Genomic DNA, 25,006 nt, shown 5'->3' with positions numbered 1-25,006 from the left:
GCGATCTACCCGGGGGTACAGGATCAAGCCCGGGGCCTTCGCGTCGTAAATGACACGAAGCCCTGCCCGTTTCCGGACCCCCGCTGATGCGAACCGAAGTTGCCCTCCTGCGTCTGCTGAAGAAGCTCCAGTCCCTCGAAGCCTCGCGGGATCGCCTTGCCATTGCCGAATCACTGGTGGTGGCTACGCTGGAGATCCTCGATGCACGCTTCGCCCTGCTCCACGTTTTCCGTGCCACGCCCAGCGGCTATCTCACGGCACCGCTGGCCTGGGCAGTCGCCGGCGGTGAATCAGCCACGACCAACTTCGATCACCTCGACGTTGACGAAACCCACCTCGCAGCCGAACCCCTGCTCGAAGAATGTGCGCTCGCCCCCTCGGGCGTCACGACCCATAAGGAAGAAGGCGGCTTCGTGCTGGGTTTTGCTGTCGGCCCGCAAGGCTGCCCGGTCGCCGTGGCAGAAGTCCATTGCAATGAGCGCCCGGTCGACGAATTGTGTGCCTGTGTGCATGAATTACTGGCGATCTACGCCGAACACGTCGGCCTGCTTGACTACGCCGAGCTCGACACCCTCACCCGCCTGAACAATCGCAAGACCTTCGACGAGAATTTCGATCGTTTCATAGACCTTGCCCAGCAAGCCGCCCATCGCCGCGAAGAGCACCAAACCAGTGAGCATGAGGAAGACCGTCACTGCTGGCTGGCCGTCGTGGATATCGACAAGTTCAAGCGTATCAACGACAGTTTTGGCCACCTTTTTGGCGATGAAGTGCTGATCCGCGTGGCCGATCTGCTACGCAAGAGCTTTCGCGGCAGTGACAAGCTGTTTCGCTTCGGCGGCGAAGAATTCGTGATCCTGCTGCGCCATGTTTCGGCGACCAACACAGCCCACATCCTCGAACGCTTCCGCGAAACCGTGGAAAAGCATGAATTCCCGCAGGTTGGCCAGGTCACCTGTTCGGTAGGCTACGCACGCATTGACCCCACCCTCTCGCCGGCCGAAATCCTTGGCCACGCCGACGACGCGCTGTACTACGGCAAGGAAAATGGGCGCAATCAGGTGCAGCAGTTCGAAGAGTTGCTCAAGCTCGGCGCACTCAAACAAGCCCCTGCCCCCATGCTGGATCTGCAGGCGGATATCGACGAGCTATTCAAATAGCCGTCTCCAAGGCTGCACGCGACTGGCGAGGTGCCCCCCGATCGGTCAAAATAGCGGACTTTCGCCAGCACGCTGCCGGCATCACCTTGCCCAAGACACCGATCATGTCCGAACAGACCACCCCGCCCGTCGAACAACCCGCGCAGGACGAGAACCACATCATCGCCGAGCGCCGCGCCAAACTTGCTGCCTGGCGCGAAACGGGCAAAGCCTATCCGAACGACTTCCGTCGCGAAAACCTCGCCGACAAGCTGCATGCCGGCTACAGCGAGAAGAGCCCGGAAGAGCTCGAGGCCACCCCGGTATCGGTCACGGTCGCTGGCCGCATCATGCTCAAGCGCGTGATGGGCAAGGCCAGCTTCATCACCATTCAGGACATGTCCGGCCGCATCCAGCTCTACGTCACCCGTGATGGCGTGGGCGAAGAAGTCTATGCCGCCTTCAAGGCCTGGGACATCGGCGACATCGTCGGCACCACCGGCAGCCTGTTCAAGACAAAGACCGGCGAGCTCTCGGTCAAGTCCGAAACCATCCGCCTGCTCTCCAAGTGTCTGCGCCCGCTGCCGGACAAGTTCCACGGCATGTCGAATCTGGAAATGCGCTACCGTCAGCGCCATCTTGATCTCATCACCAACGACGATTCGCGCGCCACCTTCATCGCCCGCAGCAAGCTGATCTCCGCGATCCGCCGCTACATGGACAATCACGGCTTCCTCGAAGTTGAGACCCCGATGATGCACCCGATCCCCGGCGGTGCTTCGGCCAAACCCTTCATTACGCATCACAACGCGCTGGATCAGCAGATGTTCCTGCGTATCGCACCGGAGCTCTACCTGAAGCGTCTGGTCGTCGGCGGCATGGAAAAGGTCTACGAGATCAACCGCAACTTCCGCAATGAAGGCCTCAGCCCGCGCCACAATCCTGAATTCACGATGATCGAGTTCTACGAAGCGTATGCGGACTACCGCACGCTGATGGACTTCGTCGAAGGCCTGCTGCGCCATGCCGCGCGCGAAGCACTGGGCACCGAGCAGTTCCAGTATCAGGGCCGCGACCTCGATCTGGGCAAGCCCTTCGACCGCCTCACCGTGATTCAGGCCGTGATGAAGTACTGCCCGGAATTCACCGAAGCCCAACTCACCGACGAAGCCTGGCTGCGTGCCGAGTTGGCCCAGCGCAAGGCGCTGCCCAAGGGCGAAGTCGGCATCGGTGCACTGCAACTCGCGTTCTTCGAAGAAACCGCCGAATCGCTGCTGTGGAACCCCACCTTCATCATCGACTACCCGGTAGAAGTCAGCCCGCTGGCCCGCGCCTCGGATGCCAACCCCGGCATCACCGAGCGTTTCGAACTCTTCATCGTCGGCCGCGAGATCGCCAACGCCTTCTCCGAGCTGAACGACCCGGAAGACCAGGCCGAGCGTTTCCTTTCGCAAGCCAAGGCCAAGGACGCCGGTGACGAAGAAGCCATGTACTACGACGCCGACTACATCCGCACGCTCGAATCCGGTCTGCCGCCCACCGGCGGCTGCGGCATCGGCATCGACCGTCTGGTCATGCTGCTGACCGACAGCCCGGCGATCCGGGATGTCATCCTCTTCCCGCAGATGCGTCCGGAGTAAGCCCACGCACACTCAGCAGACAAACCGGGCTCGCGGCAACACGAGCCCGGTTTGTCCATTTAGCGCCCAAATCCTCATCCAAACGTACGCCACCATGACCATCTCATTGAACAGCCCGATGCCAGAACTCGCTGACCGTATCGAACGCGAAGGCATTGTTCAGGGCAACGAAATTCTCAAGATCGACCACTTTCTGAATCACCGCATCGAGCCAGGCTTCATGCAGCGCATGGCCCGTGAGATCGCCGCCCGCCTGCGTCAGTTCAAGCCGGACATGATCCTCACCGCCGAAGCCAGCGGCATCGCCCCAGGCCTGATGGTGGCATTGGAACTCGATATCCCGATGGTTTATGGCAAAAAATACCATCCGGATGTCGAGATCCCCTCCATTTCGCGTGTTATCCCTTCACCCACCAAGGGCGGACAGGTCAAGATGGTCGTCAGCCAGAAATACCTCACGCCGGGACTGCGCGTTGCCATCGTCGACGACTTCCTCTCCAACGGCCGTACCGCCACCGCCCTGGTCGAAATCGCCAAGGAAGCCAACTGCACCCCCGTCGCAGCAGCCTTCCTCGTCGCCAAGAGTTTCAAGCAAGGCCATAAGATGCTCGAAGCCGCCGGAGTCCCCGTAGTCACCCTGGCTCAGGTCGACGCACTGGTCGACGGCAAGGCGATTCTCCACAAAGGCTGAAAGCCGACGTAAAAGCTGGACAAACCCGCCAAGCCCTATATAATGCGCGGCTCGCGGAGAGGTGGCAGAGTGGTCGAATGTACCTGACTCGAAATCAGGCGTAGGTGTAAGCCTACCGTGGGTTCGAATCCCACCCTCTCCGCCAATTTGCTCTAACTTGTTGATTTCATAGAAACTCGTTGCTGTCTCAGGTGGTTTTGAGGCCGATTTCTACACAACAGGTAGACACATTGGCAGCGAAGAAATTCATGAAGTTCCTGGCTTCCTATACTCGGTTCCAGGACTTTACGAACGATGCCAATGCTTCCCACCGGCCTTCAGCGCCATCCCAAATCCGGCAGCTACTACCTTCGCCGGCGCATCCCTACCGACATCCTCGCTTGCTACCCTGGCAAGAAGGAAATCACGTTTTCCCTGCGCACCAAGGACTACCGAACCGCCGTTGAGCGTCATCGGGAAGAAGAAGCGCGCCTGACCGCTGAGTGGAGCGCGAAACGACAAGCGCAGGCCAGCCGCCTTGCCCGCCAGCACCTCCAGGTCATCACGCGCATTGATGCACTGACGCCTGAGACCATCGACGCCATCTGCCTGCATGCCGAGGCCGCCAGCCTCGCCGGCGACGAAGCCCGGCGAGAAAGCGGCACCTACACCCTCGAAGAAATCGAGGACTACCAGTCTGGCTACGCTGAAGCCAATCGCGTCCTCAAGAGCGCGGTGGCCATCGGGGACTACGAACTGCTTCGCCGACCCCTCGAGCAATTTCTGCAGCTCTACCGCTACCAGCTCAAAGCCTCTGACGCAGAAATGCGGCGCCTGTCTCTGGCCTACGGACGGATGGCGATCCGCACCAACGACAAGCTGCTCAGCCGGTACGAAGGCAAGGACGAGCCCACGCCTCAACTGGCACGGCGTCTGGATACGCCCATGCTCTCCGAGGTGACCCAGAACTATCTGGAGTACTACAAAAAGCTCGGCAAGACGGCCATGCTGCGCAAAGTCAGCGCCGTCATGCCGCTGCTGGTCGACATCGTGGGCGACAAGCCCATCGGCTCGCTTACGCAGACAGACCTCGAAGCCTACTTCGAGGCGGTGCAAACCCTGCCGCCCCGCTGGAAAGATATCTGCCGACAGGAAAAACTGAGCCCGCGCGAACTGGCAACCCAGGGGCGCGGCGAAATGAGCAAAGGCACTTTCGACGGCACCTACCTGGCGGTGATGACCCCCTTCATCCGCTATTGCCGGCGCAAGTGGCAGGACCATGGCTGGCCCATGACCCTGACCTCGGAAGGCGTTCAGTACATCGGCAAGCGGCGCGACGCCGAAGGCGGACAACGTGCCTTCGCGCCCGAAGAGCTCAAGCGGCTATTTGAGGGCAAGGAAATGGCCGCATTCGCGCGCGACCCTGCTTCGGCCCACCAGTACTGGCTGCCGCATCTGGGATTGTTTACGGGCGCCCGGGTCAATGAACTGTGCCAGTTGAACCCCCAAATCGACATCCTGCAAGACGCCCGTACCGGCACGTGGTATCTGGATATCACCCCCGAATCCGAAGGGCACGCCAATATCGACAAGTCCGTCAAAACCGCAGGGTCCAAACGGAAACTGCCTCTTCACCCCAAACTGATAGAACTGGGCTTTCTGGACTATGTGGCGGCCGCCAAGGCGCGGGGCGACACCTTGCTCTTCCAGGCCTTCCCTGCTTCGGCCGGCAGAGCCTCGCCAAAAGCCGCAGATTGGTTCCGCAAGTTCCTGGGCGAGATCGACCTGCGCGATGAAACCCCGAACGCCCGCATCGTCGGCATGCACGCCTTCCGCTCCACCTTGTTGAACCGCGCCATGGTGCTGGGCGTGGTCAACGCCGAAGCCATCACCGGCCACGTCAGCAACGTCACCAGCCTTGAAAAGGTGCAGGACGGACAGGTCGAGCGGGATGCCTCAGCGGTGGTCAAGAAGTACCGCGGCGAATTGCCGGTCGACAAGAAGCTGGAGATTCTCACGCGCATCACCTTCCCCGAGGTGAGCTTCATCCGCCCGTCCAAGCCGTAAAGGCTCGGCCGCCAAGAACGCTGGGAGGCCCGAATGTGAGCGCGCATCCCGGCCGAAGCTCGCACGTTCAACCGTAGAACGCTTAAATGAGAACGCGCTCGCCCTGTGACACCTTCGAGACGAAATACAGAAACGGCAGCTCCTCCGCATAGCCGTTCTGGCGCGCGAACTGGCACAAACGCCAGCTCTGTTCCCGCACGCCCGCAAAGCCGGGTTGGCGGGCGATCCGCTGCAAGCTCAGCGCCACTTCGTCGCTGCGGCGGCGCTTGAGTTGCGCTTCAAGCAGCGCAAACCAATCAGCCATCTCTTCGTGCGTCCGGCGGAATGTCCAGGCTGCTCGCTCGCGCACCGAGTGGCGCACCAGTTCGTAGCCCTTGGATACCAGGCCAATGACGCGCGAGAGCGCCGCCGACTTCGAGCGAGAGAGTGGGAGTGATGGTGGATTTGCATTTGTCATGACGTGATACATCTGTAGTGGAGACACAGATGTATAGGCCGATGAGTGCGGCATGACGGCGAGCAAGGCTTGTGTTTGTCATGTGATTCGGTGCGGAAGCACCGAATGTAATGATGTTCCGTGCGAAGCACGGCCGTCCTGGACCTATACACAAACAGGACAGTCACCAAACGAGGAGATGGACCCGGCGAAAGCCGGGGTGACTTGCATGTGCGGCAGCCTGCCTGGTGAGCCTTCGGGCTACGCCAGAGGACTCAGCGGGCAGGCTGCCAACTGCAAAAACACACATGTCGAAAGACACGCGAGAGGTCGCCAACCTCTCGCACACCGCCTTAGCTGCATGCCGGGTAATACTGGCTGGTGCGGCTGAAACGGGCGCTAGCGGGCGACAGCCTGCTTTCGACCCAATCCACGATCCGGATAGTCCGGATCGTGAAGTTGGGCGACACGGACACGGGACGCGCGGCAACGCGCACAAACCCTGTTCACTACGAAACGGTGAAAATCCGTCCCGGGGGGCGTTCGAAAAACGAATGGCGCAACCCGGGCTTGGCAGGTGGGCTGATGAGGTAGTCGCGAACTGACGCGAACCGCGCAAGCGGGGAGAAATCCTACAGGGGCACGAGGGGAAACCTGGACTGCCCGGCACCACGCGGAAATGCGTGGGTCTCTGGATAGCTTAAGCCTGTAACTGGGGGTGTGAGTCCCCCATCCGAGTAAAAACCCTTGGAGATGCGCCTACGGGCGTGATGAGTCGGTGAGAGGTCGGGCGGGTAAGCCGATGCTCTGGAACATCGTAGGCCGAAAGTGGCGCAAGCCATGAAGCGTATGCGATGCCTTGACCTTGAGACTCCATCTCTCAAATCGTGGGTTTGACGTAGTGGGCTAACGTGGGAATCTCTGACGGCCGATTGACCGGGGTGGCACCCGGAATGGCACAAGAGAGGGAGAGGCGGAGAGTAGAGTCTGACTGAATGGCGAGAATTCATCACTCAAGCCAGACGGAACGCACGACAGTGCACTCGAAAACTGCCAGCGGTGGAAACTGTGTGTATCCCCTGACGGGGAAGGGCTTGGCAGCCCATTGCAGTGAAGTGCCGTGCTTCTCGCTTGGCAGCGGGGAACACGAATTCTGACCTTGGCCGGTCGGATAGCGAGAAAGGAAGTAGACGTTGAGGTGCACACGGAGGATCGCTCTCCGTGCGCGTTGTTTCTTCTCTGGCCACCCCGTTCTACGGGGTGGTCTTTGGGCGGGCGCCACTGTGCTATCGATAGCCTTGCCGACATGCCTTCAATGCTGAGAGGCCCAACGCGAAAGCAGAGCCGACACCTGCCTGGCTGACGCAATGAGGTTCCGAGTTGGCAAACCCAGTTCGCTGCCGCATTTGTGCCAGAGTGGAACCAGCGCTTCATTCAGAAAAGCAATGCCGTACTCTGCCGCTTCACGGTCAGGCTTAGGGTAATCCAGTCGTTGGTTTCGCGTTTCCACACCATTCAGCAGAAGCATCAAGCCGAGGGCAAATTCAAGGTATTGGCGATCGATTTCTTCAAGCGAACTTTCGCCCAGCGTGAAGCAGATTGCCGCGCGCCAAGGCTGAGCGTGGCCGCAGCGGCCTGGCTCTTGGCGTCGGTGGCAGCGTCCCCTGTGCCGGTGATGTCGACCTGGCCCTGGATGAAGGCGAGGGTCTGGCTGCTTTCACTGCCGTTCCGTTTGCCAGCGGCCAGCAGGCTGCTGGCGTTGCCCAAAGCGTTGCTCTGGGCATTGCTGGCGAGCGTGGAGGCGAGGCTGTTACCTGAGCCGTAGCTGGCACTGACCGAGACGGAGCTGCTCTTGGTGCTCTGGACGTTGCTGAGGTCTTCATAGGTGAGGCTGGCCGTCTTGAGGCGGCTCTCGCTGGGGTTCCCCGTGGTGGCCAGCGCCCCACCCTTGAGCAGGGTGTTGCCCGAGACGATCAGGTTGAAGCCACTATCGCCCGCGAAGATGCCGCTCTGCCCAACCGCGCTCTGGTAGTTGTGGTTGATGCTGTCCCGTGCGTACTGGACGCTGCCACTGACGACCTGGCCGTAGCAGATCGGCGGAATGCACAGGCTGATGCTGAAACCGCCGCTGGTTTGCTTGCTGTCGTATTTCGAGCTGTCTTGCAGGGTGACGACCTTGAGGTCGCCACCGATGTTGCCGCTCACTTCCTTGGCCTTGAGCTGGGCGCCGGAGAGCGTGGTGTCTCCCCCGCTCTTGAGGGTGAGGCGGTTGCTCGCTTCGATCAGGCTGTTGTCATAGGTCGTTTCGCTGCCGCTCGCCATGCCGCGGCTCTGGCTGGCCGAGATCTGGAAGCTGATGCCGTTTTGAGAGCCGAGCCCCACGGTGACGCCCAGGCCGTAGTTGGCACCGCTGTTGGTGTTGTCCAGCGTAGAGGTGTTGCTGGCCGCTTCGAGCAGGATGTTGCGGCTCGCTTCCAGGCTCACGTCCGTGGCTCGGACATGCCCCCCAACGTCGGAAGGCGCCTACGGCTTTTCCGACCTACTCCGGGTTACGGGTTCGATAGCCTTAATCGCGTCAGCCCCCTTATCCGAATTCTGAAGATTATTGATTACCTTATCGATTCACTCACCCGACCGCTGCACTTCACCTCCGGCCCTTTGCTTAGCTTGGTCGTGAATTTATTGGTGACGGCCTGCGTCCTGACAGATTTACTCCAGCTTGCCCAGCGATGCGTTGGCCTGATCACCCGAAATCACTTCATCGGTTTCCTCGTAGTCTTCCGGCTTGTTGTAGTCATATTCGATGTTGAACTTGCCGTCCGGGTAGAGCGTAAAGGTCAGGCCCCAGATGCGCTGACCAGTGGTGGCGAGAAGGTTATCGCGGAGATAAAGGGCAGCAGCCGAAGCCTTCATTCCCACATCGAATGCCGAAAATTTCTCATTGACATACGAGGACTCCCCATTTTTTCGCTCTATATCCGTCTGAGTCATTCGAGAAAAAATCTTGACACTTGATCGTGCGAAATCCCATTGTTCCCCAGAGACGCACTCTAAAATCTCATTCGCCAATGATTGATAGGCTTCTTCCACAGTCATTTTTTCCTCACTGATTAAAGCGGTATGGTGCAAGTGCTTTTCCATCGACCGTTACAGAAACCTGGAATGCATTCGGCCTCACCCCACCCCCGGGAGGATACCCAACCTCGATTTTAATTGACACCGTCTTTCCTCTATTGAGCTCAGCCCTAAACTCATTTTCCATTGCCTTCCAGTCCCCGCGATTCAGCGTTGAGGCTTGAGGAACGATATTGATCCTATCTCCCGCTCCACCCAGCGAGCTGGCGATCAGATGCCCACCATCATCGCCAGGATTACCGCACTTGCCTGTGGCACATTGCTGGTAGGTATTGCGGTCCATCTTGTTCAGGTCCAACTGCCCTTCGACGGCCTTGACCCGCCCAGACGCGTCTGTGACATAGACGTGACCGTTGTCGAGTTTATAGGCTGTGCTTGCATCAAGCTTGCCATTGATGGCTTTGTCCCAATCCCCCTTCGATCCTGCTTTGACTTCAACAACAGGTAAGCCATCCGCACGCGTCAGCTTCGTACTGTCTGCAGCTGCGTCTGCAGTTCTTTCTGCCGTATGTACCGACCCTCCTGCATCCGTGGCTTTGTCCACGGTCTTCTCAATATTGGCAACGTCATGCAGCGCATCGGCGGCCTTTCCACCCGTGCGCAGTGCCTTGGCCGTATCGCCCAGAGGTCCGCCAAGCGCACCCACGACGGCCCAGCCATAATCACCAAACGTTTCTGCATCGCTAAAGCTCTTAATGTCGCCGATGATCGGAATCATTCCAATCGTCAGATCTTCCAGAAGCTGCCGGTTCGCCTGGAATTTTGCACTGCATTGGTCCGTACTCAAGCCTCTGCAGGTCTGCGCTATGAGCGATTTGACGCCGGCAGCATGCTCCTCTCTTGCTGCCTGTGCCTGCTCAGACTTTTTCACGCTTTGTGCCGTGTTCTGTTGCAGCGCGAGCAAGGTACCACTTCCACTAACAGCCTTGATGGCATCGTAGGCTTCCTTCATTTCCATCGTACTGGCGACATCAGACAACAAGCGCTCACGGCACGTGTCATCTTTGCAATTCGCCAACTCAATGTTGTTCTTCCCAGAAATCGACTCGTATTCAGCGAGAATTTTGTCTCGTTCGGAAGCACTGCATTGCTGCTGCTTACAGGCTTGCAGCTTGTCTCGTAATGCCTTGGCTTCTGTGTGCTTGAGATAGTTATTCTCCGTCGCCGTCAGCGCCACCGAGCCGCCCAGCGCGGTGTTCTGCGCATCCCCGCCGCTGGCAATCGCCCCTACTGCCAACCCGGCCAGGGCACTGCCCGCTTTCATCAGGGCTTTGAAGTTCTCGGGGTCACTGCGTTCGGTGATCTTGTACTCACTTGCAAGGAAAGCCTCCATCATCGGGATCAACTGCTCGTTGGCCATGCCGGCCAGGGCGCCGACCTCGATCTTGCCGCCCGCAATCGCGGCTTCGATCGCGCCTGCCATGCCGTGCAGGGCGGTTTTCTGCCAGCTGCCTTCGGCCCATTTGTCTTTGGAGACGTCACCGATACTGTTGGTCATGACCTGCCCCACCAACTGCGCAGCACGGGCGTTTTCGCGTTCGGTCTGGAGTTCTTGCTGGAGCTTGCCGGCCTCTTGCAGGCTGAGGCTGTTGGCTAGCGCGCCGTTGGCCGTTGCCGCGTCACGACTGGTGAGCGTGGCCGCAGCGGCCTGGCTCTTGGCGTCGGTGGCAGCGTCCCCTGTGCCGGTGATGTCGACCTGGCCCTGGATGAAGGCGAGGGTCTGGCTGCTTTCACTGCCGTTCCGTTTGCCAGCGGCCAGCAGGCTGCTGGCGTTGCCCAAAGCGTTGCTCTGGGCATTGCTGGCGAGCGTGGAGGCGAGGCTGTTACCTGAGCCGTAGCTGGCACTGACCGAGACGGAGCTGCTCTTGGTGCTCTGGACGTTGCTGAGGTCTTCATAGGTGAGGCTGGCCGTCTTGAGGCGGCTCTCGCTGGGGTTCCCCGTGGTGGCCAGCGCCCCACCCTTGAGCAGGGTGTTGCCCGAGACGATCAGGTTGAAGCCACTATCGCCCGCGAAGATGCCGCTCTGCCCAACCGCGCTCTGGTAGTTGTGGTTGATGCTGTCCCGTGCGTACTGGACGCTGCCACTGACGACCTGGCCGTAGCAGATCGGCGGAATGCACAGGCTGATGCTGAAACCGCCGCTGGTTTGCTTGCTGTCGTATTTCGAGCTGTCTTGCAGGGTGACGACCTTGAGGTCGCCACCGATGTTGCCGCTCACTTCCTTGGCCTTGAGCTGGGCGCCGGAGAGCGTGGTGTCTCCCCCGCTCTTGAGGGTGAGGCGGTTGCTCGCTTCGATCAGGCTGTTGTCATAGGTCGTTTCGCTGCCGCTCGCCATGCCGCGGCTCTGGCTGGCCGAGATCTGGAAGCTGATGCCGTTTTGAGAGCCGAGCCCCACGGTGACGCCCAGGCCGTAGTTGGCACCGCTGTTGGTGTTGTCCAGCGTAGAGGTGTTGCTGGCCGCTTCGAGCAGGATGTTGCGGCTCGCTTCCAGGCTCACGTCCGTGCCCTGGATCTTCACGCCCTTGGCGTGCAGATCGCCATCACTGGCGGTGATGCTGATCTTGTCGCCCTGGATGTTGGTGCCCCGGGCGGTGCTGCTGTTGTTGATGCTGTCGCTCTTGCTGCTGCCCGAGGTGAGGTTCACGCTCACCCCGAAAGCAGAGCCGCTGCTGGAATCGGCCTTGCCATTATTGACGTCGGCCTTGGTCAAAGTGCCATCGCCACCTTCAACCATCTTGTCAGTCACCACGGCAGCCGAACCTAGCTTGCCATCCGCTGCGGATTGGCCGAGCTTGGCGATGTCATAGACGGACTTGAGCACCAGAGCGCCTTTGAGGCGATCGTTATCAGTCTTGCGAGCGGCCTGGGCATTGTCATAGGCGGCGGTAATGATGCTGCCAACGGAGCCAGCCAGTTGTGCGCCGAGCGTCATGCTGCTGCTCTGGGTGTGGTAGCTGCTCTGGCTGGTGGTGTTCACTTCTTCCAGGCTCACGCTGCGGCCGGAGATATCGACATTGCCTTGCGCCTGGATGTTGGCGCCCTGGGTGAGCACACGGCCGGCCTCAGCCGCGGACTGGCCATCGGTCGCGTTCTTGTCGAGCCCTGCGCGAATGCTCAGGTTGCCGGCATTGGCCGAGAGGATGCTGGTGACGCCATTGGTGTCGTACTGGGTGCCGTTGTCCGCCGCGCGGTTGGTGCCGATGAAGGTCTGGCGAGGTGCCATGCCGGCATAGACGTTGAGCCCGAAACCGGAGCTTTGGGTGGCCGTCTGGGTGCGGGAGGTTTCGACGGCGGCGAGGATGTCGACATTGCGCCCGGCCTCGACGGCCAGATTACGGTCGGCCAGCACGTTGCTGGCGGTGATGGTGGCATCGCGCCCGGCACTCAGGCTGACATTGTCACCACTGACCGAGCTGCCGGTCTGACGTGTGGTGAGGTTGCTGAAATTCTCGGAGAGTTTGCGGGTGTTGTAGTTGGCGCCAGTGGCGACGTCGTAGTCGACACCCCGCTTGCTGGACTGGCTCGTTTGCGCGCTGCTCTGGTTGTAGGCCTGGGCACCGAGGCTGAGATCACGACCGGCGTACAGCGTTGCATCGCCCTGGGCGGCGAGGTTGCTGGCGGTGATGTTGAGGTCACGCCCAGCGCTAAGCGCCAGTGCACCGCCGGCCTGGAAATCGCTTCCCAGGGCGGTACTCTCCAGCGTCTGACTCTGGCGCGCGAGCGTGCTGGAGCTGATGAGGCCTTTTGAAGTGCGCACGGTAGCGTCATCCACTGCGCGCGTGGCTTCGCCAGCCTGGATGCGAATGTCGTTACCGGCAACCACGGTCAGCGCCTCGCCTGCGCTGACGGTTGCTGCACGTGCGGCGAGATCATTGCCGGCCTGCAACTGCACACTGCCTGCACTCTGGATCACCGTGCCCTGCTCGGTGCGGCTGGATTCGTAGTGATGATTGCCGCCACTGCCCAGGCGCTCATCACGGCTGGTGGTGAGCGTATCGAGGGTGAGGTTGCGCCCGGCCGCGATCAGGGTGCTGCCGCCAGTGCCCAGATCGATGAGAGTGGCGGCGGTGAGCGCTACATCCTGGCGCCCGGAAATGATCAGCTGGCCGCCCTCCTGCCCTGCCACGCCGACCTGGATGCCCGAGAGACGATTGATATAGGTGTTACTGACTTCACCCGAGGCGCTGCTGCGCGAGGTGGAAGCTATCACCACATTGCGGCCGGCATCGAGCACAACCGACTGGGTGCCCGAGATCAAGCCACCGGTCTGCTGGATGTCATTGGCGGCGTGCAGCTCAAGCGTGTTGGCGCTCATGCGGCCGCCTGTCTGGCTGATGCTGTCTGCGGTGATCGCGAGGGATTTGCTGGCGGCCAGGGTGCCGTTGTTTGCCAGCGCACCACTCAGCTTGATCTGCACTTCCCGCGCCGCAATCAGCGCTCCGCTGCCGTCGATATCGCCACTCTGCGCACGGGCATAGACCTGCGGCACCAGCACCTGGGTGGTCGAACCATCCGGCAGCGTGACGCTTTGCTCGACCAGCCAGACGATGTCACTGGTCAGGAGCGCCATCTGCTCGGCGCTGAGTGCAACACCGGGGATCAGCTGATATTGCTTCGCGAAGGAGACGCCCTTATCCATCAGCGCCTGGTACTGGGCTTCGTCACTGGCGTAGCCCTCGAGAAAGCGCTGCCCCGTAAGCTCGGAGATCTGTTCGCGGACCAGTTTCTGCTCGTAGAAGCCATCGCCCAGGCGTTTCTGGGTGAGTGCCGGATCCAGGCCCAGGGCACTGATCATGGCGTCGGAGCTGAGCCAGGTTTTGTAGCTGGCAAAGCGCGGATCTGTTTCGATCAGGTAATTGGCCTGTGCTGCAGGGATGAGCCTGAAGAGGCTGTTGTCCGGCAAGCGGATATTGGGAGCGGTGGTGCGAATGACCGCTCCGGTACTTCCCGTGCTGACTTCATAGATCTGATGCGGCACGGTGCCGCGCCCCGGCGCCTGGGTGGCTCCGCCCACAACACCCGCCCCCTCTACGGTGGAAGCGTCGGCCCCCTGGGCCGAGCCAGAGCCATCACGCCCAAGGGCAAGATCGCCCGGTGCGGCAATGCTGCCGGTGAGGGAAATCACTTCCCGCGCGGCAAGGCTGGTACCGCTGCCGCCCTGGCTGCTGCCTGCTTCAACGATCACCGCGCCGAGATCCATGTCTGCGCTGAGGTTTTCGTTGTACGCGTACTGTGAGGCGCCGCCATTGCGGTACTGAACAAATGTGCCGGAGCGGAGGGTGGTGCGCTGCCCAACACCGCCGTCATTCGTGATCACATCGACGCTGCCGGTGAGCGCGCCTCCAGCCAGCAGCTTGCTCTGGGCATTGGTGATGCTGCCGGACGCCAGGGCAATCGAGCCTCCGGCACGAATCACGGCAGGATCGGTCGAGGTGACGCGGGTTTCAGTCACCGTTTCGGTATACATGCGCCGATCGAATTCGGTGCTCAGACGCTGGCCATTGGCATACAGGTTGTCGCGGCCATTGACGCTCCCGACATAGGCACCGTTATCCTTCGCGGTGTAGGTGCCGCCGCCCAAAAGGAAGAGATCGAAGTAATCGCTGCTGACCTGGACCTGCTCGGTGGCGAAGTGGTCGTTCCTGTTGGTGATCTGCTGCACGGAGAGCGACATGTCGCCCAGCGCTTCGATCGTGGCACTGTGGTTGTTGAGGTTGCCGGCCTGCCCCACCGCTTGCTGGCTGGCATTCAGATCGCCGCCGATGGCAAGATTGCCCGCGCTGAACAGCAGGGCATGATTTCCGTTGTCCAGGCTCCCGGCGCCGATCTGCAGGGACGAACGCGCAGCAATCACTGCGGCACGGGTCTGTCCGTCACCACCGGTTTCGGCGTCATTGCTCAGGCCTCCCGTTCTGATGGATACCTGATCGCCATAGATCCGGCCACTGCCCAGATTGTTCAGTTGCGCCTGCTCAAGCCAGGTCAGACCACCATCAATCAGGCCCCGATTGTTGAGCGTGCCCGCGCTGTAAAGGTGTGTGGTTGCGCCGTTGAATTCCCCGCTCTGGGTGTTGTCGATTGCCCCGGCACGAACGCTCAGAGTCTGCCCGGCCTCCAGCAAGGATTGATTGCTGAGCAGGTTCTGCACCGAGATCGTGACGTTCCCCAAGCCCTGAATGATGCCGGTATGGGTGTAATCGCCCTGCACCGAGAAGCTCAGGTCGCCATAGCTGGCGAGCGTGCCGCCGCCACTGTAACTGCCACTCTCCAGCGTAAGGCGCTGACTGGCGAGAATGTTGCCGCCGACGTTGCTGATGGCGAGCGTTCTGCCCGCTTGCGCATCCGTGAGAGTGGCTTGCCCGGAGGACTGGATCACTCCGCCCGCATTCTGTAGCGTGCCGCTGCTGGTGAAGCTCAGCAGCTGCGCGGCCCGGATCGCGCCAGCGCTGTTATCGAGCGAGCCGGTGTTCAGGATGAGCGTTGATCCGGCAAGCCCCCGCTCCTGGGATTGAGTATTACGGTTAGTCAGGACTGTGGTGGTGATGTCCAGGGTGTTGTTCGAGCGCAATAGCCCGTCATCGTTGTTCAGGCTGCTGGCCCGGACGCTGATGTTACCCAGCGCATTCACCTGCCCACCCGTGGTGTTGGTCAGTACGCCCGTTGAAAGGTCAATGTTGCGCTGGGCATTGATCGTGCCGCGGGTGTTGTCCAGCCCTGTCAGTGTCAGGCTCGCATCGAGATTGCCGCCGATGAAGCCGGAGCGATTATCCAGCGCCCCCGCTTTCAAGCTCAAAGCTCCGCCAGAGAGGATGCCGTTTTGGGAGCCCGAATCGCGGTTGATCAGCTCGGCGCCCCGGGTATCAATATCAGTGTTGCCCGCCGCCTGGAGCGTGCCGCGCGTGTTATCAAGCCTGGCAGATACAAGGCTGAGCGACGAGGCTGAGACAAGGCGGCCGTCGACGTTATCGAACGAGGCGCCTTGGGTATCGATTGTCACCTCGTGTGCGCTGATCACCCCGGCGTTGTTATTCACGCCGCCCCCCAGAAGTTGCAAGCGGCCACTGGCTGAGAGGGTTCCGGAGGCATTGGAAAGCGCTGAGGAACGGGCGCTCAGCCCGCCCGTGGCACTGCTGATCTCACCGGATTGGTTGTCGAGCTGCGTCGCTTCGAGTGCGAGATCGGAGCTTGCAAGAATCTTTCCCGAACGGTTCTGAAGAAGATCCGCCTGAACCAGCTGGAGCGTGCCGCTTGCGCTGAGCAGGCCGCTGTCATTCACCACCGAGCTGAACTGAAGCGACAGATCGCCTCCCAGCCTGATGAAGCCGCCAGCATTGTTCAGCGTACTGCCGGAGAGCCTGCTCTGCGCTGCATTGCTTGCGAGCGTGCCGCGGGTATTGATGAAGCCCTGCGAGGCAGAAACCACCATAGGGCCAAGGCCCGTCTGGGTGATCTGTCCATCCGTATTGTTGAGCCCTCCGCTGCTGTTCAGTGCCAGCGCGCCCTGGGCGTTGATCCTGCCACGGCTGTTATCGAGCCCGGCGACTGCGATATCGGTATCGCCATTGCCCGCGATCTCACCCTCGGTGTTATCCAGCGCGCCCGAGGCATGCGTGCTCAGATTGCCAGAGCCCGAGTTGAGGATGCTGCCTCGCTGGTTCTGGATCGAAGCGCTCTCCAGCGTGAGCGAGGTGCCCGCCAGCAACTTTCCGCTGTTGTTCAGCAGCGTCGCTTGCGTCTCCACACGCAGGGATTGATCAGACTGGATGCGTCCGCCTGAGTTATCCAGCGTGTGCACGGTGATCGCTGATGCGCCGCCTGCACTCAGTTCGCCAGATTCAGTGTTGGTCAGTTTCAGTGCCTGAATTACCAGCCCGCCATTTGCCGAAACTTGCCCGCCAACGTTCGAGAAATCGCCTGCGGTGTTGAGGGTGAGTGGAGCGCTCCCTGCCGAGAGAATGCTGCCCCGGTCATTATTGAGCGCCCCGGCACTCATCACCGTCAGAGAAGCTCCCGCATACAAGGTGCCGGAGGTATTGCTCAGCGCGCCCGTACGCAGATCAAACGCACCGGCCGTGGCGATGACCCCTCGGGTGTTATTGAGCGCCCCTGCGAGGTTCAACGAGAAGGCATCATTTCCGTTCTGGATGAGTTGGCCGCCAGTGTTGTCGAGGCTTGCTGCCGCCAGCGCGAGGCGCTGGGCCTGGAGATTCGCAGCACGCGTCGTCAGGCTGTCACGGGCCGTAATGCGAACGCTGCCCTGGCTAGTGAGCACAGCCGAGTCAAGATTGGCAGCGTCTGCCGTGAGCGCAAAATCCTTTGTCAGGATCGAGCTTCCCTGCAAGGACAGCACCCGCCCCTGCCAGGACTGTGAAGCCCCGGCAGCGAGCTGTCCGGCCATCTGAACGGTGTCCGCGCTGACCGCTAGCTCACCGTTCGAGCCCAGACTCATCTCTGCAGCAAGGCCTGCTGCCAACGTTGCGGTGTTGCTCTGAGTGAAGCTGCCCGCCTGCCCGGCCACGTCACTACGCGCCGTGATCGAAACATTGTTGGCAGCGCCTATCAGGCCAGCGTTGTCGTTGCTGCCGGCCAATTGCAGATCTGCGCTGTGGCCGGCGTAGAGGGTGCCACTATTGCTCAGCCCGCCTGCAGCGACGAGCTCCATATCCTCGCTCGCCTGAATCGACCCGGAATTGGTCAGACGTCCCTGGCTATCGACAGATACATTGCCAGCCGTTGCGCCGATTTTGCCAGCGTTACGAACCCCCAGACCGGCTTCTGTTCCGACCAACCGGATCTTGCCCGCATACATCCCGCCCAGCTGGGAAACGTCGATCGAGAACGCAGGCGGCTGATCGGCGCTGGCGGCAAGCGGCGTCACCTCCGCGCTCTGGGCGCCCTCGCCTGCAGGCTCGGCACGCACCTCATTGGCGCCCGTGACGACTTCCAGCTGCTTGGCCCAGATGCCGGCATTAACTTGAACAGCACGCGCCAGAACACGGGTGTAATCGGTTTGGGAGGCATCCATGCCGGCCCCCGTGAAACTCACCGTGCCACGCTCAACCCGGAAGCTCTCGAGATTGCCGTTACTGAAAACCGGCGTGCCGGTTGTCAGGGTTGCCCGCTCCGCATTGATGAACCCGCAGCCGTCACAGCTGATCCCGGCCGGATTGGCAACGATGACCTGGGCTCGCGAGCCGGCGACCTCGATGAACCCATGCAGCAAACTGGGATTGCTGCTGTTGACCTCGTTGAGGATGACCCGGGCATTACCGCCGGCCAGCAGGGGGTTCCCCTGAATCCAGCCGCCAAGCTGGCTCTGCACATTGCCGGCCGAGTTGTTCAGCACGACGCCGTTGGCTTTGACATCGAACTGCTGGTAGGTGTTGCGTGAAACGCCGGCTGCACTGGGTGTCTGGATATTGACGACCGGTACGCCATTGGCGGCGTTCGCCACGCCCGGCTGCTGCTGCGCCGGTGCGGCCGCATCGGGGGTGATCTGAGCACTGGCGACCAGACTGGCCATTCCGAAACTCAGCAGCAGAGAGAGCTTCAGGATCGACAGGCTGCCGAAGAAAGTACGGCCTTTCACTTCATGTTGGCGCTCACCCGAAGCTGAGCTGGATCGGCCTTGTGCCGTGGCGTTTTCTGGAACAACCATCCACTGTTCCCGGACGGTGTTGAAAATGATGCGATGGATGTTCTTGTTCATTTGCCACTCGACTCAAAACGAAAACGCCGCCACAAAAAATCGGGCGGCCAAAAAAAATGCAGCGGGTTCAGTAAGACCAGGCGAGATTGAAACCAGCCGTCACACCTGCCGTCTTGAACTGGCTGGGCTTATCGACTGGCGCACCCACAAAAACGTCATACGACACGCCTTTCAAAGCGCCTCGCAAACCGATCGCCGTGCCCAACAAAGAGCGTCCGAGCTGATCTGCAGTAGGAAAGCCCATCACCCGCCCATAGTCGAGCGCCCAGTAGCCCTCGCTCGCCAGCGCTCCCAGGCTCAGCGCGAACTCGTTTCGGGAAACGAAACCGCGCTCGCCCATCAGGGTCAGCTCTCCGTCAAACCCACGAACGGTGTAGCGATTGCCGATCGAAAGGCGGTCCTGCGAGGTCAAGGGGGTGCGGTTCCACTGCTGACGCCACGAGCCCATGTAGCGAAGCCTCTGCTCAGCCACAGAAAAAGGAATGTCCAGCTGTGCGTTGAAGCCCATCAGCTCCATGCGACTGGTGCCCTGCCCCAATGACTCTTCTGGCGCTTCAAGGGAGGTCATGGCCCCGGTCCCTCGGCGATAGTCAAAAGTCATGTCGAGCGTGCTTTTACCGAGAAAGGCTCGGTGATTGAGCTCCGCCCCCCAGCCCGCAGTACGTCGTTTTTGGACCAGGATTTCCGTGTCATCAACAAAGCTTGATGCCGCCCTGCTCCAGCCGCGCATTGCAGCAGAGGTTTTACTGGTGGCATTCCGGAGCAGTATCCGCCCGAGCTTGATTTCTGCGTTCTGGCTCTTTCCGCTGTAGACATACGCTTGGCTTGCCCCCGCAACCGTCTGCGAATAGTTGCTGTCGCTGAAGTTGCTGCTCAGAGTCCAGAAACCAATCGGCAGCGAGTAGTGAACGCTGTAACCATCCGTGCTGCGTCCGTCCGAATTCAACGGCGCCAATGCGTGGTTATAGGAAACGTAGAAGAGATCGCTAAGGGTGAGCGGATTGTCCAGCGAAAGCGTCGCCGCGCCCTGGTTCTTGCCTGTTGCACGGCTCCCTGCATCGTCCGCGGTGAGGCTGAGTCTGAACTTGCGCGCCTGTTTCCAGCTGACCAGCAGGTCGCTCTCTCCTGCAAGCGCCTGGCTGCCCGTGGCTGGGACTATCTGGATATCCGCATCCACGGTGGGCACGCGCTTGAAGTTTTCAAGCCCCTGTTCGATCGCGCGCAGTTGCAGCAGATCTCCCGATGCAAGCGGAATTGCATTCTCGGCAGAGACTGGAAGCTCAGCGCCATCAAAACGGATCTGACTCAGTCGGCCCGGCACAATCGTCAACACAAGTTCGCGACGCTTGAGATCCTGATCGCCAGCCAGAACACGCGTCGTGATGAACCCGCGTTTGACGATCGCATTCTGGATCCGGGACATCACGACATTGACGCCCTGCGCTCCAAGACAACGGCCTGTTGCTAGGTCTCCAGGCTCCGAGGCACTGCTCAACGCCCAGTCGAATCCCTCGGCCCCCTCACCTGACAAGCGGATTCGGTCGATCGGGAAACACGGCACTTCATCTGGTATTACCCCGCCTGCATCAAGCTTGGGCGGATTCAGACGAACATCCGGGCGTTGTTCCTGCTCCTCCCGAAGCGCACGCTCGCGCTCCTGTCGCAGCAACTGCTCTCGTGCATTCCGATCAACATCGACAGGAATCTGCGCGAAGCTTGCAACCGACATCAGGACAGCACATCCCCCCAAACCCCACTTCCATAACCCAGCACGCATCACAAGAGACTTCTTTTGGTTTTTTTTAACAACTTATGATGCTAAAGGTATTTTTTACAAGCTTCCATATAAAACCAAGCCAACAATGAGGTGTTTTTTGTGCAGCACCCAATGGGATGTAGGTCCCTTGTGTAGTGGGGCTTTGCGTGCAAACTAGGCACGCTAAGGGACTCAGCCTGCCAAACGCGAACCCGGGTTATCCCTTACGCACATCGTAGTAGCAGGACAACACACCGAACAAGCCGACAAACGGCATAAAAATCCGACGATCGGAAATGCGCTTCGCATCAAATCAAACGCTGTTGTGGATACAACACCATCGAACTCCGACAGGCTGCCCCGATCTGGCCACGATGCGAAGGCTATGGTGCACGGTAGGTCAATCCTCTTCTTCCCGGAGAGCCGTACTGCTCAAGCGACTATGGCAAGCCACTGTTTCGCTGTGACGCCGTTTGCCCCCCAATGCCAGATACGTGATGGCTGCTTTAAGTGGGAGCGATCAGCTAGGGCGGACGCCATCGGTGCTTCTGTGGCCGATCTGCACGCATAGACTATGCGACGGCGTTCAACTGCGAAGGGCTCGGTCAGATGGCAGCTTTGTAAAAGAGTCGTCCGGCTGGTGCGCTATGTTTGCGCTTGGTCGCGGGCGCATCTATTGGCAGAAGTGCCATGAAGAACTACTAGATGCCGTGTGAGCGAATGTAGTCTAGGCGTTTTGGCTACTTAACCCACTTCGGACATTCGCTATTCCGTACCTCAAGCGGCAGCTTCCTCATTGAAGCTGTCGTCCGGAACTACAGCCCGGTGTCGGCACGTCGGCCATTTCGGACAATCGGCCCTGGCCTCGCCAGCATCGGAAAACTGTTTCAACGCGGCCGATGACCACTGGCCTACGCAGGCTACGCCTTCACTCGGGCTTCGAAACGCTCCCGCAGGAAGTCGATAAATTTCTGCGTCTTGGCAGGTAGCAGTCGGGTTTCGGTCAGGGCATAGACCGGCACGGCGGACCCTTGCCAGTCTGACAGGACAGGCTGAAGCAGCCCCCGGCCAATATCTTCGGCAACAACCTCGCGTGGCATCAGGATGATGCCCACGTCCAGCAGTGCGAGGCGGCGAATCATGCCCACACTGTTGAGCACAAAACGTCCTCCCACCTGTACTTGGCGGGTCTCGTCATCTTTGTGCAGAGTCCACAAGCCACTCTTCGGAAAGCCGATGCACTCGTGCTGGCTCAGCTCGGTGGGGTCCTGTGGCGTACCGAATTGCGCCAGATAGCGTGGTGAGGCATATAACTGACCGGGTAGGCTCGCCAGACGGCGCGCGATCAGCGCGGAGTCCTCTGGCTCTCCCATGCGGATTGCCACGTCGTAGGGCTCGGTGACCAGATCCACCTTTCTGGGCGTGAGGTCAAACTCGAAGCTAATGCCCGGGTAGAGACGTGCGAATTCCACAATCAGTGGAGCCAGAAAGATCGACGCAAAATCAACGGGCAATGAGGCGCGCAAGACGCCGCTGGGTTGCGCCAGCATTTCGCCCAATTGCTCATGCGCCAACCTCGCCTCGTCGACAATCCGGCGGCAGCGCTCGTAGTAGATCTGCCCAGCTTCCGTCAGCTCAATCTTGCGTGTGGTGCGGTGGAGCAGACGCAAGCCGACACTCTTTTCGAGGTCGCTGATGCGACGCGAGACCGACGAATTCGGCACGCCTGTCGCTTCAGCCGCTCGCCGGAAACCCTTGGCTTTCACTACCTCGACGAACAAAGCCATGTCGTTCAGCCATTCCATGAGTGCTCCACTGGTGGATCAGTTATTCCCATTTTGACGGATTTATCTCATCGGCGCAGTAGTGGATGATGTTTTCCAAGGCACCATTGAATGGCAATGGACGGTTTCAAAAGGAAGTAAGCAAAATGAAGCGAGACAAGCGTCTGAATGGATTTCACCCGGTAGATTCCAATAGCAGCCTGGCTGGCAAGCAGGTGGTGATCGTGGGCGGCACCGGCGGCATTGGTCGTGCGCTGAGCCGCCACCTGGCCCGTCGCGGTGCTGGTGTGACGGTGGTGGGACAAACCTTCCGCGACGCTGACGTATCCGGCATTCAATTCATCAAGGCCGATCTGAGCCTGATGAGCGAGGCAGAGCGCGTCGCCAGTCTCTTGCCCGCCGAAACGCTGGATCTGCTGATCTTCACGGCGGGCATCTTTGCCGCTCCCCAGCGTCAGGAAACCCCGGAGGGCATCGAGCGCGATCTGGCCGTCAGCTTCCTGAACCGGTTCGTGATGCTGCAAGCCATGGCGCCGCGCCTTGGCAGCCAGCGCAAGTCGGGCGACCGCAAGCCCCGCGTCTTTGTCATGGGCTATCCGGGAACGGGCGAGATCGGCTCACCGGAGGACCTGAATGCCGAACGCTCATACAAGGTCATGGCGGCCCACATGAATACCGTGGTGGGTAACGAAATGCTTGTGCTGGACGCCGCCCGGCGCTACCCGCAAGCCGCCTTCTTTGGACTGAACCCGGGGCTGATCAAGACCAATATCCGCGACAACCTGTTCGGCAAGAACTCGCTCAAGTCTCGCCTGATGGAAGGCTTGATCGGCCTGTTCACCCCGACGGCCGAAGCCTATGCCACTCGGATCACTCCCCTGTTGCTCGCACCGGAAATCGACACCCATAGCGGCGCAATGTTCAACAGCAAAGGACAGGCCATTCTCCCCTCCGTCGGCCTCACGCCGGAATACATCGGACGTTTCCTCTCTGCTTGCGACAGCTTGCTCGCACGCAAGGGCCTGCGTCACAACGAAGCTTGATTACCCTTTCAGGAGACAGACATCATGAGCAAACTCTTTGAGCCCGTCCGCGTGGGAAGCAATACTTTGTCCAACCGACTGGTCATGGCGCCCATGACCCGCTCCCGCGCTCAGTACGATGGCACGCCGGGCGAACTGGCGGCCGAGTACTACGCTCAGCGTGCCAGCATCGGCCTGATCATCACAGAGGGTACGCAGCCTTCGGACGATGGCCAAGGTTACATGGCCACACCCGGCATTTATACCGCAGCGCATGTTGCGGGTTGGCGTAAGGTCAGCGACGCCGTGCATGCGCAGGGTGGTCACCTGTTCATTCAGCTCATGCATGCCGGACGCATGTCTCATCCAGATAACACCCCACACCATCGCCAGGGCGTGGCCCCCTCAGCCATCGCTCCGGGGGCGCAGAGCTTCACGCCTACCGGCCTGCAGGAAGTGCCGGAACCGCGCGCGCTGAGTACCGCGGAGGTGCGCCAAACCGTCAAGGACTTCCGTTTTGCCGCTCGGCAGGCCATTGAAGCGGGCGCGGACGGCGTCGAAATCCACGGTGCAAACGCCTATCTGATCCAGCAGTTCTTCGCGCCCAGTTCGAATACTCGCAGCGATGAATACGGTGGCTCGATTGAGAACCGTGCTCGCTTTGCCATCGAAGTCGCCCACGCGATTGCCGCCGAGATCGGCGCCGAGCGCACCGCCATCCGTCTCTCGCCCGGCACCACGCTGTGGGGCATTGATGAGGGCGCGGAAGGCCCGGCACTGTATCGCCATCTGGTCGCCGAACTGGATAAGCTGGGTCTAGCCTACCTGCACGTCATGCATCAGGGCGATGAGACTCTGCTGGCTGATATTCGCCAACTCTGGCACGGGACGCTGGTTCTAAATCGCCCGGGGCGACCGCGCGAGCAGATCGGCAGCGACATCGCTAGTGGCGTGGCCGAACTCGAAGCCTACGGCCAGATGGTGCTCGCCAACCCCGATTTCGTGACCCGCCTCAAGGCAGAGGCGCCCTTCATCGAAGCTCAGCGCATGCACTACTTTGGAGGCGATGCCACGGGCTACACCGATTACCCCACGCTCGGTGCTGCAACTGCATCATGAGGCCCGCTCGTTACCACAAGGCACTCGTGGGCCTACACTGGCTGCTCGCCGTGCTGATGGTGCTGGCGCTCGGCATGGGCAGCACCGCGCTGGCGAATACACCCAACGACGCTCCTGCCAAGCTGGACTTGCTGCGTCACCACATGATGGCGGGCAACCTGATCCTGATTCTGAGTGTCATCCGGCTGATCGTCCGCCTGAAAACCAGGCATCCCACGCACGCCTACGCTGGGCAAGGAGCCATGAGCCTGCTGACGACGGCTGCGCACTACGGCCTCTACCTGCTGACCGGGCTGATGTGCGTCAGCGGCATCGTTCTGGCGGCCCAGACCAATCTGCCGAGCATCGTGTTCGATGGCGTGGGCGCCTTGCCGGCCAGCTTCAGTGAGCTGAATGCGCACACAGTCCATGGTTTGGCTGGCACGCTGCTGATCATGCTGATCGCGGGTCACCTGCTGGCAGCGCTCTATCACCAGTTTATCCGCCGGGATCGATTGATGACTCGGGTGTGGTTCGGGCGCAGTTGAAA

General features: G+C 60.5%; 12 protein-coding genes, 1 tRNA gene and 1 pseudogene. 8 read left to right on the top strand and 6 right to left on the bottom strand.

Annotated features, from left to right (window positions below; translation table 11 throughout):
* Positions 1–86 precede the first annotated feature (86 nt).
* The 5 genes from HJ583_RS05990 (at position 87) to HJ583_RS05970 (ending at position 5,516) form a co-directional block, all read left to right on the top strand.
* Positions 87–1,160 (top strand): GGDEF domain-containing protein, encoded by a 1,074-nt coding sequence (locus HJ583_RS05990; RefSeq protein ID WP_170021047.1) that lies wholly within the window; start codon positions 87–89, stop codon positions 1,158–1,160.
* A 104-nt stretch (positions 1,161–1,264) separates the two neighbouring features.
* On the top strand, positions 1,265–2,779 hold the full coding sequence (lysS, locus tag HJ583_RS05985; RefSeq protein ID WP_170021046.1) for a lysine--tRNA ligase: 1,515 nt from the start codon (positions 1,265–1,267) through the stop codon (positions 2,777–2,779).
* A 94-nt stretch (positions 2,780–2,873) separates the two neighbouring features.
* Positions 2,874–3,470 carry a xanthine phosphoribosyltransferase gene (xpt, locus tag HJ583_RS05980; RefSeq protein WP_170021045.1) on the top strand — a complete coding sequence of 199 codons (597 nt, stop codon included), beginning with the start codon at positions 2,874–2,876 and terminating at the stop codon, positions 3,468–3,470.
* 55 nt (positions 3,471–3,525) lie between these two features.
* A tRNA-Ser gene (locus tag HJ583_RS05975) sits at positions 3,526–3,615 on the top strand.
* A 149-nt stretch (positions 3,616–3,764) separates the two neighbouring features.
* Positions 3,765–5,516: a site-specific integrase gene (locus tag HJ583_RS05970; RefSeq protein WP_170021044.1), complete on the top strand. Its 1,752-nt coding sequence runs from the start codon at positions 3,765–3,767 to the stop codon at positions 5,514–5,516.
* A gap of 82 nt (positions 5,517–5,598) precedes the next feature.
* Here the strand turns inward: HJ583_RS05970 and HJ583_RS05965 are convergent, their stop codons facing one another.
* The 6 genes and pseudogenes from HJ583_RS05965 to HJ583_RS05940 all read right to left on the bottom strand — a co-directional run bounded on the left by HJ583_RS05965 (position 5,599) and on the right by HJ583_RS05940 (position 22,357).
* On the bottom strand, positions 5,599–5,973 hold the full coding sequence (locus HJ583_RS05965; protein ID WP_170021043.1) for a hypothetical protein: 375 nt from the start codon (positions 5,971–5,973) through the stop codon (positions 5,599–5,601).
* A 1,506-nt stretch (positions 5,974–7,479) separates the two neighbouring features.
* Positions 7,480–8,451, bottom strand: a pseudogene (locus tag HJ583_RS05960) (hemagglutinin repeat-containing protein); the annotation flags it as partial.
* A 210-nt stretch (positions 8,452–8,661) separates the two neighbouring features.
* Positions 8,662–9,081: an antitoxin YezG family protein gene (locus HJ583_RS05955; protein WP_170021041.1), complete on the bottom strand. Its 420-nt coding sequence runs from the start codon at positions 9,079–9,081 to the stop codon at positions 8,662–8,664.
* Entirely contained in the window at positions 9,056–18,796 is a 9,741-nt protein-coding gene (locus HJ583_RS05950; RefSeq protein WP_170021040.1) for a two-partner secretion domain-containing protein, read from the bottom strand. Before HJ583_RS05950 ends, HJ583_RS05955 begins: the two co-directional genes overlap by 26 nt.
* Before the next feature lie 67 nt (positions 18,797–18,863).
* The gene (locus tag HJ583_RS05945; protein WP_170021039.1) at positions 18,864–20,525 is read right to left on the bottom strand and encodes a ShlB/FhaC/HecB family hemolysin secretion/activation protein; all 1,662 of its coding nucleotides are present in this window, start codon (positions 20,523–20,525) and stop codon (positions 18,864–18,866) included.
* 947 nt (positions 20,526–21,472) lie between these two features.
* Positions 21,473–22,357 (bottom strand): LysR family transcriptional regulator, encoded by an 885-nt coding sequence (locus HJ583_RS05940; protein ID WP_170021038.1) that lies wholly within the window; start codon positions 22,355–22,357, stop codon positions 21,473–21,475.
* Positions 22,358–22,482: 125 nt separating this feature from the next.
* Here HJ583_RS05940 and HJ583_RS05935 point away from each other — a divergent pair, with 125 nt between their 5' ends.
* Genes HJ583_RS05935 through HJ583_RS05925 form a run of 3 tightly spaced genes read left to right on the top strand, consistent with a single transcriptional unit; the run spans position 22,483 to position 25,004 of the window.
* Complete coding sequence (locus HJ583_RS05935) at positions 22,483–23,379, top strand: SDR family NAD(P)-dependent oxidoreductase (protein ID WP_170021037.1); 897 nt, start codon at positions 22,483–22,485, stop codon at positions 23,377–23,379.
* A gap of 24 nt (positions 23,380–23,403) precedes the next feature.
* Positions 23,404–24,477 carry an alkene reductase gene (locus HJ583_RS05930; protein WP_170021036.1) on the top strand — a complete coding sequence of 358 codons (1,074 nt, stop codon included), beginning with the start codon at positions 23,404–23,406 and terminating at the stop codon, positions 24,475–24,477.
* The gene (locus HJ583_RS05925) at positions 24,474–25,004 is read left to right on the top strand and encodes a cytochrome b (RefSeq protein ID WP_170021035.1); all 531 of its coding nucleotides are present in this window, start codon (positions 24,474–24,476) and stop codon (positions 25,002–25,004) included. Before HJ583_RS05930 ends, HJ583_RS05925 begins: the two co-directional genes overlap by 4 nt.
* Positions 25,005–25,006 lie beyond the last annotated feature (2 nt).

The organism is Uliginosibacterium aquaticum (genome assembly GCF_012972705.2).
Classification (GTDB): domain Bacteria; phylum Pseudomonadota; class Gammaproteobacteria; order Burkholderiales; family Rhodocyclaceae; genus Uliginosibacterium; species Uliginosibacterium aquaticum.
The sequence above is the reverse complement of the archived record's forward strand: the minus strand, read 5'-3'. Positions and strand labels throughout refer to the sequence as shown.